Annotated in this window: 12 protein-coding genes and 1 tRNA gene; 8 read left to right on the top strand and 5 right to left on the bottom strand. The window is 44.5% G+C overall.

Annotated features, from left to right (window positions below; translation table 11 throughout):
• Positions 1–14 precede the first annotated feature (14 nt).
• The 3 genes from epsC to C7H79_RS07285 all read right to left on the bottom strand — a co-directional run bounded on the left by epsC (position 15) and on the right by C7H79_RS07285 (position 2,414).
• A complete protein-coding gene (gene epsC, locus C7H79_RS07295) occupies positions 15–965 on the bottom strand; it encodes a serine O-acetyltransferase EpsC (RefSeq protein ID WP_106706634.1) in 951 nt (316 codons plus the stop codon).
• A complete protein-coding gene (gene cysK, locus C7H79_RS07290) occupies positions 965–1,942 on the bottom strand; it encodes a cysteine synthase A (RefSeq protein ID WP_106706633.1) in 978 nt (325 codons plus the stop codon). Before cysK ends, epsC begins: the two co-directional genes overlap by 1 nt.
• 396 nt (positions 1,943–2,338) lie before the next feature.
• Positions 2,339–2,414 (bottom strand) — tRNA-Met (locus C7H79_RS07285).
• 263 nt (positions 2,415–2,677) lie between these two features.
• Here C7H79_RS07285 and C7H79_RS07280 point away from each other — a divergent pair.
• A complete protein-coding gene (locus C7H79_RS07280; RefSeq protein WP_106706632.1) occupies positions 2,678–3,847 on the top strand; it encodes a UbiH/UbiF family hydroxylase in 1,170 nt (389 codons plus the stop codon).
• Between the two features lie 24 nt (positions 3,848–3,871).
• Positions 3,872–4,594, top strand: coding sequence for a DsbC family protein (locus tag C7H79_RS07275; RefSeq protein ID WP_106706631.1), 723 nt, complete (start codon positions 3,872–3,874; stop codon positions 4,592–4,594).
• A gap of 45 nt (positions 4,595–4,639) precedes the next feature.
• On the opposite strand, the gene mltA is transcribed toward C7H79_RS07275, so the two are convergent.
• On the bottom strand, positions 4,640–5,845 hold the full coding sequence (gene mltA / locus C7H79_RS07270; protein WP_106706630.1) for a murein transglycosylase A: 1,206 nt from the start codon (positions 5,843–5,845) through the stop codon (positions 4,640–4,642).
• A 217-nt stretch (positions 5,846–6,062) separates the two neighbouring features.
• Positions 6,063–6,809, bottom strand: coding sequence for a Nif3-like dinuclear metal center hexameric protein (locus C7H79_RS07265; RefSeq protein ID WP_106706629.1), 747 nt, complete (start codon positions 6,807–6,809; stop codon positions 6,063–6,065).
• Between the two features lie 78 nt (positions 6,810–6,887).
• On the opposite strand from C7H79_RS07265, the gene C7H79_RS07260 reads away from it, so the two are divergent.
• From C7H79_RS07260 to tolQ, 6 genes are all read left to right on the top strand, one after another.
• Positions 6,888–8,027, top strand: coding sequence for a Do family serine endopeptidase (locus C7H79_RS07260; protein WP_106706628.1), 1,140 nt, complete (start codon positions 6,888–6,890; stop codon positions 8,025–8,027).
• A 32-nt stretch (positions 8,028–8,059) separates the two neighbouring features.
• A complete protein-coding gene (locus C7H79_RS07255) occupies positions 8,060–9,712 on the top strand; it encodes an MFS transporter (RefSeq protein WP_106706627.1) in 1,653 nt (550 codons plus the stop codon).
• Positions 9,713–9,907: 195 nt separating this feature from the next.
• Positions 9,908–10,195: a ComEA family DNA-binding protein gene (locus tag C7H79_RS07250; protein ID WP_106706626.1), complete on the top strand. Its 288-nt coding sequence runs from the start codon at positions 9,908–9,910 to the stop codon at positions 10,193–10,195.
• Between the two features lie 127 nt (positions 10,196–10,322).
• Complete coding sequence (gene cysM / locus C7H79_RS07245; RefSeq protein WP_106706625.1) at positions 10,323–11,231, top strand: cysteine synthase CysM; 909 nt, start codon at positions 10,323–10,325, stop codon at positions 11,229–11,231.
• 21 nt (positions 11,232–11,252) lie between these two features.
• Complete coding sequence (gene ybgC / locus C7H79_RS07240; RefSeq protein WP_106706624.1) at positions 11,253–11,663, top strand: tol-pal system-associated acyl-CoA thioesterase; 411 nt, start codon at positions 11,253–11,255, stop codon at positions 11,661–11,663.
• A complete protein-coding gene (gene tolQ, locus C7H79_RS07235; protein ID WP_106706623.1) occupies positions 11,660–12,340 on the top strand; it encodes a protein TolQ in 681 nt (226 codons plus the stop codon). The genes ybgC and tolQ overlap by 4 nt, the downstream gene beginning before the upstream one ends.
• Positions 12,341–12,357: the final 17 nt, after the last annotated feature.

Raw genomic sequence — 12,357 nt, 5'->3', positions numbered from 1 at the left:
TGAGCAACAATTAATTAAATTCCGGCACCACCCTCAAATACCTCATGACGCATCTGCGCCTGAGAAATATTACTGCCCGGTGGCACACTCCGTGTCAGCCATACATTACCGCCAATCGTCGAGCCTCGTCCTATGGTAATTCGTCCCAAAATTGTAGCACCGGCATAAATCACCACGTCATCTTCCACAATGGGGTGGCGCAAATTGCCTTTCACCAGGGTCCCATTCTCATCCACCGGAAAACGTTTCGCGCCAAGCGTAACCGCCTGATACAACCGAACATTTTTTCCAATGATCGCAGTCTCTCCAATCACCACCCCAGTTCCATGATCAATGAAGAAACTGCCACCAATCTGTGCGCCCGGATGAATTTCAATACCGGTGACCGAATGCGCAATTTCCGAAAACATTCGCGCAATCAGAGGCACCCCTAAACCATGCAAAACATGCCCCAACCGATAATGCGTAATCGCCATGATACCAGGGTAACAAACCAGTACTTCATCCACATTCCGCGCTGCCGGATCGCCTTCATACGCTGCCTTAATATCAGTTTCCAGCAAACGTCGGACCTCCGGCAAGCGTTTTGCAAACGCCTGTGTAATCGCTACCGATTGTGCACGATCCTCATCGCCAAGAACTTCCAAACCAGAGTTATAGTGCAACTCATGCTGAATCTGCACCATTAACTCGCGCAATGTCATATTCAGCGTATGTCCAACATAATGATCGATTCCCTCATCAGCCAACTCGGATGAACCCAGCCGATTCGGAAACATAGCTGCACTCAGGCCCTCTGCAACACTCGCCAGCATCCTGCGTGACGGTAGTCTGGGCGGGCGATCATGTCGGTTGCGACTTTCCAATGAGGCTATACGAATTGCTCGCAACTCAGCAACGATACTATCTACATCCAGATGCGTAGTACGCAATAAAAGATCACGTGTTCGCTTGTTAGTGTTCACTATGATGTCAAACCTTGTGCATCATACATACCTTCAAAAAGAATACTGCTCAGATAACGCTCAGCGGAATCAGGCAATATTACTACGATAGTTTTCCCCACATTCTGAGGAAGCTTAGCATGACGTACTGCAGCCGCCACGGCCGCACCGCAGGAAATACCAGCGAGAATGCCCTCCTCACTCGCTAAGCGTCGCGCATATAGTATCGCCTCTTCATTGGTAACTTGCTCGATTTCGTCCACTAGCGAAAGATCCAGATTATCGGGCACAAAACCAGCGCCAATACCCTGAATTTTATGCGGTCCAGGCTTCAATGAAACTCCAGTACGCTTTTGTGACAATACGGGGCTCGCAGTGGGCTCAACCGCCACCGAAGTAATAGCTTTACCTTTGGTGTGTTTGATATAACGAGAAACGCCGGTAATCGTACCACCTGTACCCACGCCAGCTACAAAAATATCGACAGCACCATCAGTATCACTCCATATTTCCGGTCCTGTGGTTTTTTCATGAATTTCCGGATTAGCTGGGTTCTTGAACTGATGCAGCAACACATACCGGTCCGGATCAGAGGCGACAATCTCTTCCGCCTTCGCCAAAGCGCCATTCATTCCGTGTGCACCTTCGGTTAATTCTAGCTTGGCGCCCAAAGCGATCAGTAATTTACGCCGCTCCAGACTCATCGTTTCAGGCATCGTCAAAGTCAATGGAATTCCTCGCGCGGCTGCTACAAAAGCCAGCGCGATCCCAGTATTACCGCTAGTGGGCTCAACAATTTCTTTCCCAGGTCCCAATAATCCTCTGCGCTCAGCATCGTCAATCATCGCGACACCAATGCGACACTTAACCGAATACGCCGGATTACGTCCTTCAATTTTTCCCAGCACGATTGCTGATGCATCGTCAATTACACGATTCAGTCGCACCAATGGAGTTTTTCCAATAGATAACGAATTGTCTTTAAACCAATTTACCATGATTTCCCTTTATGCGTCTGATTCGGATTTCAAGCCAAATGCACCCTATTAACTTTTTTTAAATTAATCGCCGAATCACAATCATTGATGCTCATAGCTTGATAGTTTCGGCACAAATGAATGTACTGAAATCCTGTCCATTACGATTCTATCGTAACTTCTGAGCCAAAAGTTTCACTATAGCGCATTCATTCCACTGTCGAAAGTAAATAAGCAGAAGCATGTTATTTTTAGCCATAACATTCTTACTACCTATATATGAAGGCAAGTTGTACTGAATAGGAATAAAAACAGGAGAAAAAAGAAATGGCTGTGCTGATAACCATGTAGAAAAATTACCCTTGATGGCAAGCCCTAAAAAATATTAGCCGCCAAACCAATCCTTGTCCATAAAGATGGTAGCGAATCCCAGATTCGAACTGGGGACCAACGGATTATGATTCCGCTGCTCTAACCACTGAGCTAATTCGCCACGCGCTTAAAACACAAGGGCCGCATTCTGCCCTTGAGGAGGTGGCTTGTCAAGATCAAATATGTGACATGACAAGGGTTTATGCGTATTTTCATGGAATTGGGTAATGTTTACCGATGCTTTCGGTGTCTGTTGATAACATTAATTTGATCAACTCATAACGCACGGTTGTCGAATGATTCGGTCAACCAACAATATTCACTTTCGGCGCAGATGAAGTTTGTGTTACCTGTCCTTAACAAACCAGTTGTATAATCAATTCCATGAAATTCGATATTATAGTGATTGGCGGTGGACTCGTCGGTGCAAGTTTGGTTACTGCTTTAAAGGATAGCGGCCTGAAAATAGCATTAATTGAACCACATGAATCCGTACCGGTAGCGCAAGATGAGAGCTGGGATAGCCGGGTGTATGCGATAAGCCCGGGCAGCGCCGCTTTCCTGCAACAACTGGGCGCGTGGCAGTTGATGGAAATTGACCGGGTAGCGCCAGTTTATGAGATGGCGGTATTTGGCGATGACAATACAGCACACATTAACTTCAGCGCGTATGAGATTGGTTTATCCGAATTGGCATTCATTGCTGAAAACCGCCAATTGCAATCAGCTGTTTGGCAAACGCTTAAATCTTCAAATTCAAATATTCAAATATTCTGTCCTGCAAAATGTACCGCAATCATCTGGCAAGATACGCATGTCAATGTCCATCTGGCTGACGGCAGTCAGCTTGAAACTGCATTGGTTGTGGGTGCAGATGGCGTAAATTCATGGGTACGTAAACAAGCAGAGATAGATGTGTCGCAACATGGCTACAATCAGATTGGCGTAGTAGCTAATTTCAACACGGAACTATCACACCGTCAGATTGCTCATCAATGGTTCAGACGAGATGGTGTACTGGCATTACTTCCGCTACCAGATAAACGAGTATCAATGGTTTGGTCTACCACGGAGGAGCATGCAAAGTTCTTACGTAACTTGCCTGCAAAAGAACTCTGTCAACAAGTGGAAGAAGCTTCTTCACGTGTTCTGGGTGCCTTGCAGTTGATTACACCGCCAGTAGGTTTTCCATTGAACTATGTTCATGTAAAAAAATTGGCTAAGCCTCGTCTAGTGCTAATTGGCGATGCTGCGCATGGTATCCATCCGCTGGCTGGTCAGGGTGTCAATCTTGGATTACGTGACACGCGAGAACTCGCGGCAATTCTGAATACGCAAAACAGACTGACAGATTGCGGCAGTTATATGTTGTTGCGGCGTTATGAACTGGCTCGCAAGGAAGATATTCTGGCACTGGAATTGGTAACGGATGGGTTGCAGAAATTATTCAACAATCCCAATCCGACATTAGCCCGCATACGCAATTTAGGGCTTGAAATAACCAATCATCTGCCATTGATTAAAAACCAATTGATGCGGCACGCTTTGAATTAAATTTCTTTTTAAACAGGAGTTGTCATGACTATACACTTAAAGCTTTTCATTTCGATCCTATCATTAAGTTTTTTTTCCGGAACGCTATGGGCCGATGAAGAAGCTGTTAAGAAGGCCGTTCAATCACATTTCGAAGGTCAAAAAATTGACAGTCTAAAGAAGACACCTTTTTCAGGGTTATACGAAATCGTTATAGGCGATGAACTATTCTATTCCGATGATAAAGCAAATTATTTCTTTTTTGGTCATGTCATCGATACCAAAACCCGCGCTAGCATGACCAATGAGCGTATCGAAGAAATCAAATCGGCAAGGCGAGTGCCATTCGACACACTGCCTCTGCAACATGCTATCAAAGCAGTCAAGGGTAATGGCAAGCGGAAACTGGCAGTTTATACGGACCCCAATTGCCCATACTGTAAGCAATTGGAAAAAGAATTGATCAACATCACAAATGTTACTGTTTATAACCTGCTTTATCCGGTGCTTAATGGCTCGATGGAATTATCAAAGAAAATCTGGTGCTCTGAAAATCAAATCAAGGCTTGGGAGGATTTTATGCTGAAAGGAACCACACCAGCAGATAAAGACTGCGAAACGCCTCTGGAAACACTGGTAAAATCAGGTCGTGAAAATAAAGTTTCAGGTACGCCAACCTTAATTTTTTCTGATGGCTCGATCGTCGGAGGAATGATTCCTGTCGCAGCTATTGAGGAAAAGCTGGAAAACGCAAGCAAAGAAAAATAAAATTTACATAGCTAAAAAGCTTGCTGATAAATTGCAGCAGGCTTTTTATTGCTGCGTAAGTACAACGGGTTGATATTCCTTCGGCATCAATATCCACATATTTCCCGCCTGCTTCATTTTACCTGCCTGATTCCCAGCCTCATGCCCAAAACCCCAAAAGAAATCAGCGCGCACTCCACCTTTAATCGCACCTCCGACGTCTTGTGCTATCATGAGCCGATTCAAAGGCTTATTCGTATTGGGCCAAGTAGTTGACAGAAACACCGGCACACCCTGCGGGATTGAAAGTGGATCGATGGCGATACTTCTGCCTGCAGTCAATGGAACGCCCAAAGCACCGATGGGGCCTGATAAATCGGATGGCAGTTCGCGAAAAAACACGTAACGTGCATTTTTCTGCAACAATTCCGCCAATTTACTCGGATTTTGCCGCCCCCATTGTTTGATACCTTGCATGGATGCTTGTTCTAAAGGCAGTTCACCACGTTGCACCAAAAGCTTACCAATCGAGTTATAAGGGTAGCCATTCTGATCAGCAAAGCCTATTTTCATCACCTCGCCATTGTCAAATACAATTCTCCCGGAACCCTGCACATGCAGAAAAAATAATTCAACCTCGTCTTCCACCCAAAAAAGCTCATACCCATCCAATAATTTTGGATTATTCATAATTTCCGCTCGGCTGTAGTAGGGCACCACTTTGCGGCCATTCAGACGTCCGCGCAAACGTAGATCTTTAAGCTCTGGGTAGGCTTCGCCTAATTCGATGGTCAACAACTCATCAGGAGCAGCATAAATTGGGAAACGATATTGTTTTGAGGATGTTCGGCTTCCTTTCAGCAAAGGCTCATAGTAGCCTGTAATCAAACCTTCCGCGGTATTATCGGTATTAATAATCTGATAAGGGATGAAATGAGTTTCAAAAAAATATTTTATCGTTGAATTGCTGGGATGCTGCAGTGATGCGGCAATTCTGCAATTTTCTTGCCACATGAGTTGTTTGCTTAAAACCCTACAACTTTGCATAAAAGCCTGCCATGCCGGAAGTAGATCATCACTGCTCCAACCGGTCAATGCAGACCATTGAACGCGCTTATGTATAGACTTTGCCAACGTCTTCTCAGGCAACTGAGACGGCACTACACTTTCATCAGACTGTGTCGGTGGCGGCGTCGGACTGATGCTTCCAGTGGTGCATGCAGTCAACCACAGAAAAGAAGTAATAAGGACAAAACTTAATTGGTTTTTCATCTGATTTTGGTTAAAGTGACGGTTCAATTCAATTATGGGATAGTCTTATATTATGTGGTTACTAATAGTCGAAGCAGGTGTGGCATTGAGTTTATTTCTTTTTATTATCTGGTGGACCATGTTTTCGGGTAAAAAAAAGAAAGATGATGAAAACAAAGATAAATAAAAAGCCAGCATCAGAATTAGCTCATTAGGTTTTCGAGGTCATTTTCATCCATCACACGGGATTCTCAATATCAATAAATTGATGTTGTATTCCAAATTCCTGCGCAATGTGATTACCCAATGCTTGTACACCATAGCGTTCTGTTGCATGATGCCCCGCGGCGATAAATGCAACACCCGATTCGCGTGCAGCATGAACATTCTGTTCCGAAATTTCACCTGTTAAATAAGCATCTACATTTTGCAGTATCGCCGCGTCAAAATAATTTTGTGCGGAACCGGTACACCAGGCTATACGTTGTATGGTTTTATCAGGATCACCGATTATCATCGGTCTGCGCAACAAGGTTTGCGATATTTGGTCGCCCAGTGCTGCCAAACTCATGGATACTTTCAGTTCTCCTTGCATCATGATATCCTGCCCACCAAAACGACCATTTTCAACAAACCCTAATTTTTTCCCTAATTGCGCATTATTGCCAAATTGCGAGTGCGCATCTAGCGGTAAATGATAGGCAAATAAATTGATCTGATGATTCATCAGCAAAGCGATACGGCGTTTTTTTATACCAGTGATTCGCATATCTTCACCACGCCAAAAATAACCATGATGAACCAAAACGGCATCTGCCTTGGCTTCCAGCGCCGCCTGCAAAAGATCAAGCGAAGCGGTTACACCACTGACAACGGTATGAATCTCGCAACGCCCTTCCACTTGCAGACCATTTGGGCAATAATCTTGAAAGCGGGGTATATCCAGTAATTGATTTAGATGATTTTCCAGTTCATCTCGATACATTGATTTCCTCCTTGGCTCTTATACTACATGCAACACATTCATCGCTACGACTATTTTATTGTGGAGTAACTCACTTTGATGTACAGACTTTGGTTAATTTTTGCACAAACTGCGACAGTATTGCTGGCTATTTTTTTCGTCGTATCTACATTGCGACCAGATTTACTCTCCTGGAAACCACGAGGTGAGATCGTAACCGTGAAAGAAGCCACACCTGCGGTTACGTCAGAAAGACCGGACAGCTATGCCAAAGCGGCTGAAATTGCCATGCCATCTGTGGTCAATATTTTTACCAGCAAAGAAATCAAAGAACCTGCTCATGCTTTGATGAACGATCCTATGTTTCGCAGATTTTTTGGCGACCAATTGGAATCCAGGCCACGACGTGCATCAAGTCTGGGTTCAGGAGTCATTGTCAGTCCTAATGGCTATATATTGACCAACCACCATGTCGTCGAAACCGCAGACGAAGTTGAAGTTGCCCTGGTTGATGGCAGAAAAGCCAAAGCCCGCTTAATTGGCTCGGACCCAGAAACAGATTTGGCGGTTCTGAAAATAAACTTAAAAGATTTACCTGCCATAACGTTTGGCCAGTCACAACAAGTTAAAGTGGGTGACGTCGTGCTAGCTGTCGGCAATCCCTTTGCCGTCGGTCAAAGCGTTACTATGGGAATTGTTGGCGCACTAAGCAGGAGTCGGGTAGGAATTAATACCTTTGAAGATTTCATTCAAACCGATGCAGCGATTAATCCTGGCAACTCAGGTGGAGCATTGACCGATACGGCAGGTAACCTCATAGGAATCAACACTGCGATTTATTCGCGCAGCGGCGGTTCGCTCGGCATCGGCTTTGCGATTCCGATCCATATTGCCAAGCAAATTATGGAGCAGATCATTCAATCTGGTAGCGTAATCCGTGGCTGGCTAGGCGTCAGCATGCAAGATCTGACAACGGAACTGGCAGAGTCATTTAATTTGGATAACCCATCGGGTGCTTTGATAGCCAGTATTCTCAAAGACGGTCCGGCCGACAAAGCCGGTTTAAAACCAGGCGATATATTGATTGCAATTGAGGGTACATCACTTAAGAATTCCTCGGAAATGCTCAATCGCGTAGCTTCATTGTCACCTGGCGAGACAGTAAACGTCACAGTCATTCGTAATAAGCAAGAGAAATCTTTTCCAGTACAAGTGGGCATAAGGCCAAAACAAAAGTGATCGCGATCAAGAATTAGAGCAATTTCAAATTTATGAAGAATCTTTTACTGACAAATGGCTTTTTATCCGTAATATCGCAATGGTTTAGTGCCAATATTCTTGCCTTAGGTCGTGAAATGCGGTTGTCATATTTGCCACCGCTGATGGTATATGTTGCCGCCGGTATCTCCGGTATGACAGCGATTGTTGGCACATTTTACGTCAAAGAAAAACTCGGACTTTCAGCCGAATTTCTGGCCATGCTGGGATTTTGGATGATGTTGCCGTGGGCACTAAAAATGCCAATGGGACATTTGGTTGATTTGATCTGGCGGTGGAAAGGCTTGTTGGTATATTTTGGCGCCAGTTTGATCATGCTGAGCCTGCTGATCATGATAGGGTTACTTGGGCATACTGAAGCCATGGTCGCTATGGCTTCAATTGAGACCTGGTATGTAACATCAGCTCTACTGGCTCCTATCGGTTATGTTTTACAGGATGTGGTCGCTGATGCCATGACCGTTGAAGCAGTACCTCGCGTCGATGAGAATGGCAATAAGCTGGATTTAGAAAAGCGAAAACTGATGCATGTCACGATGCAAACCCTTGGACGTGTCGCCATTATCGGTGGCGGTGTGCTGGTATCCGTTGCCAATGTTTTTTTACTCCGCGATGCTGGGTCATTGCCGGAGGCAGAAAAAGAAGCGGTGTATTTATTAGTATATGAACTAGCTTTGATTATTCCGCTTATTTCAATTTTTGGTGTTGTTTTTGCATCCTGGTTACATCGCCGCGAACGCAAGCGCTTTCTCGCACTGGGACATAGCCGTCAGGAAGTCGATTTGTTACTCAATATGCATTCTGAGCCACCAGCTATAAACTGGTGGATTCTGGGCGGTGGATTGGCCTTTACAATCATATCGCTGAGCGTTGGCCTGAGCCGCGCACCCGGTAGTGAGGAAATCATTTTTGTCATTTCCATGGTAATTGTCATATTTTTGATGTGGCGATTAACCGGTGAGCTTGAACCTGAGGCCCGCAACGTGTTAGTTGGCACCGCTGTGTTGATATTCATATTTCGCGCCATCCCTGGACCCGGTGCAGGTTCTACCTGGTGGATGATTGATGAACTGGGTTTTGACCAACAATTTCTTGCTATTTTGTCATTGGTGGGTGCCACGTTAACTCTATTTGGCATGTTCATTTTCCGCCGTTTCATGGCTGAGCGATCGATTGCCTATATCATCGGTTTTCTTACTATCGTAGGAACATTTCTCTCATTACCGATCATTGGCATGTATTTTGGCCTGCATCAATGGACAGCAGCAATGACTGGCGGAGTAGTCGATGCCCGTTTCATTGCATTGATTGATACCGCACTGGAATCGCCGTTAGGCCAGATTGCCATGATCCCAATGCTGGCCTGGATTGCCAACTCAGCACCGGAAAAACTCAAAGCTACTTTTTTTGCCGTGATGGCCTCATTCACCAACTTGGCACTTTCGGCTTCGCAACTCGGAACCAAGTATCTAAACCAGATTTACCAAGTGAAACGTGAAGTGAAAGATACTGTTTCCGGCCAAGTAACCATTCCGGCCGATTATAGCGAACTGGGTCAGTTACTGATTACTGTCACGATCATTGGATTTGTTTTACCACTGATCACAATTTTGCTTGTCAAGCACTCACGTTTCCGCAATGCTTGATTAATTATATTTCTTCTTAATGAACTAGTTAATATCATTTAGCCAATTTAAGCCTAAACTAATTTCTGCGAAATCCGATATCACTTTCACTTGTGTGCATAGCAGTTTATGCATGCAGGTATTTTTTTAATCCTCAAAAACTGAAGCACTTGTTTTATTGTATGCATCAGTATTTGTTTTGATATAGGAGATATTATGCAGAAATGGTTTCTACTGATGGCTCTGGTATTCTTGTTAACTGGCACTGCATTTGCAGCTGTCAATATCAATACAGCTTCGCAAGCTGAGCTTGAAACCCTACAAGGAATTGGCCCTGCTAAAGCTAAAGCGATCATTGAACATCGCGAGAAAAGCGGCAACTTTGCTTCCGTTGATGATTTAGCAAAGGTAAGCGGTATTGGTCAAGGGATTATCAAGCAACTTCGCGATGCAGTTACCGTAGAGGGTGAAAAAGTTACAGAAACTCCGGCCAAACAGGAGTAGTTTTTGTAGTGGATTAATTAACCCTCTCTGAAGATTATTCAGAGAGGGTTTTTATTTACGCGATTACTATGTCTCAATGCTGTTAGCTTATGCGATAATTTAAGGTATCTATGATAAAGTTTGTATCATGCACAAAACGATTGAAAATTTTGTTGGTAATACGCCCTTAGTGAGTCTCAAGCATTTACCCGGAACAACCTCCAACACTATTCTTGTCAAGCTCGAAGGCAATAATCCTGCTGGATCAGTCAAAGATCGACCCGCATTGTCGATGATCTCGCATGCGCAACAACGCGGCGAAATCAAGCCGGGTGATACACTGATTGAAGCTACCAGTGGCAATACTGGGATTGCTTTGGCGATGGCTGCCGCCGTGATGGGATATCGCATGATATTGATCATGCCGGAAAATTTGAGCATTGAACGACGACAGTCCATGAGCGCTTACGGTGCCAAAATTATTTTGACACCGAAATCCGGCGGCATGGAACAAGCTCGGGATTTGGCCGAAAAAATGCGCGACGAGAATCAAGGCATCATTCTGGATCAATTTGCAAATCCGGATAATCCACGCGCGCATTATGAAGGCACAGCACCAGAAATTTGGCGCGATACACAAGGAAAAATCACCCATTTTGTCAGTAGCATGGGAACTACAGGTACAATCATGGGCTGTTCAAAATTTTTCAAGGAACAGCAAACATCCATTAAAATAATCGGTGTACAACCTGAAGAAGGAGCGCAAATACCCGGCATTCGTAAATGGTCTCCAGCCTATTTACCTAAAATTTTCGACACGAAACGCGTCGATCAAATGATTTATGTTTCCCAGCATGAGGCCGAGGATATGACGCGGAGATTAGCACGTGAAGAGGGAATTTTTGCGGGCATTTCATCAGGCGGTGCGCTAGTGGCAGCACTTAAAGTATCCAATCAGGTTGAAAACGCAGTCATAGTTTTTATCGCTTGTGACCGAGGAGATCGTTATCTATCAACAGGAGTTTTCCCTGCCAATGATGTACGATTAGCAGAATAAGGCTTAGCGTCATCCGCGAATATGTTAACCAATTATTTTTCACTTCCGGTTCGTGTCTATTACCAGGATACAGATGCGGGTGGAGTAGTATATCATTCGACCTACCTGAACTTCATGGAGCGAGCACGCTATGAATGGCTTAGAGAACTTGGATTTAATGCCAACACTTTGGTTGCAGCGTCTAACGTCTTATTCATGATACGTTCAGTTGAGATAGAGTATTTCAAGCCAGCGGTATTGGATGATTTGCTTGCTATCACAGTAGCAGTCCAGGAAGTTGGCAGAAGTCGCATCACACTATTTCAGGAAGTTTTGTGCAGTCATATCAAATTAGTAAACGCCACAATTCATGTGGTGTGTGTCGATGCAGAAAAACTCAAACCTATGAGTATTCCTGCATCTCTTCGTGAAAAAATTGGGAAGCCCGCATGAGCACAACAGTAACGCAAGATATGTCATTTCTTCATCTGATTAGTAGCGCCAGCGTACTGGTACAACTGGTAATGTTGATTCTGGTATTGATTTCATTTTTTTCCTGGTGGTATATTTTTCGTAAATTGTTTGTTATCCGCAATGAAATAAAGAAAACAGATGACTTTGAGGATGTTTTCTGGCGTGGAGTAGATCTGCATGCGCTGCATCAAAGAATAACAAGTGCGCGTTATGATTCTGGAAGTCTGGAACGAATCTTTGCCGCTGGTTTTGGTGAGTTTAACAAGCACTCTACTGGCTCTGATCTTGATGCGATAATGGAAAGCACTCGTAGAGCCATGCGTGCCACTTATCAACGGGAAATGGATTATCTGGAGTCACACTTGTCATTTCTGGCTACCGTTGGCTCAGTCAGTCCTTACATCGGCTTGTTAGGCACTGTATGGGGCATCATGAATTCTTTTCGCAGTCTCTCCAGCGTTACCCAAGCTACCATTGCGCATGTTGCTCCAGGAATTGCAGAAGCTCTAATTGCAACAGCGATGGGATTATTTGCAGCTATTCCAGCAGTGGTTGCATATAACCGCTATGCCAGCAACACCGATCAACTGGCTACCCGGTTTGAAAGTTTCATGGAAGAACTATCCAATGTATTGCAACGGCGAGCAGCCGGATAAATTGATATAAGAGGATC

Origin of the sequence: Nitrosomonas supralitoralis (assembly GCF_003011925.2) — a bacterium.
GTDB classification, from domain to species: Bacteria; Pseudomonadota; Gammaproteobacteria; order Burkholderiales; family Nitrosomonadaceae; genus Nitrosomonas; species Nitrosomonas supralitoralis.
This window is presented reverse-complemented; position numbering and strand designations above follow the sequence as displayed.

Bases quoted from the DNA above. Each gene is read 5' to 3' on its own strand.
- cysK (WP_106706633.1), bottom strand. From the start codon at position 1,942: ATGGTAAATTGGTTTAAAGACAATTCGTTATCTATTGGAAAAACTCCA.
- C7H79_RS07280 (WP_106706632.1), top strand. From the start codon at position 2,678: ATGAAATTCGATATTATAGTGATTGGCGGTGGACTCGTCGGTGCAAGT.
- C7H79_RS07275 (WP_106706631.1), top strand. From the start codon at position 3,872: ATGACTATACACTTAAAGCTTTTCATTTCGATCCTATCATTAAGTTTT.
- mltA (WP_106706630.1), bottom strand. From the start codon at position 5,845: ATGAAAAACCAATTAAGTTTTGTCCTTATTACTTCTTTTCTGTGGTTG.
- C7H79_RS07265 (WP_106706629.1), bottom strand. From the start codon at position 6,809: ATGTATCGAGATGAACTGGAAAATCATCTAAATCAATTACTGGATATA.
- C7H79_RS07260 (WP_106706628.1), top strand. From the start codon at position 6,888: ATGTACAGACTTTGGTTAATTTTTGCACAAACTGCGACAGTATTGCTG.
- C7H79_RS07255 (WP_106706627.1), top strand. From the start codon at position 8,060: ATGAAGAATCTTTTACTGACAAATGGCTTTTTATCCGTAATATCGCAA.
- C7H79_RS07250 (WP_106706626.1), top strand. From the start codon at position 9,908: ATGCAGAAATGGTTTCTACTGATGGCTCTGGTATTCTTGTTAACTGGC.
- cysM (WP_106706625.1), top strand. From the start codon at position 10,323: ATGCACAAAACGATTGAAAATTTTGTTGGTAATACGCCCTTAGTGAGT.
- ybgC (WP_106706624.1), top strand. From the start codon at position 11,253: ATGTTAACCAATTATTTTTCACTTCCGGTTCGTGTCTATTACCAGGAT.
- tolQ (WP_106706623.1), top strand. From the start codon at position 11,660: ATGAGCACAACAGTAACGCAAGATATGTCATTTCTTCATCTGATTAGT.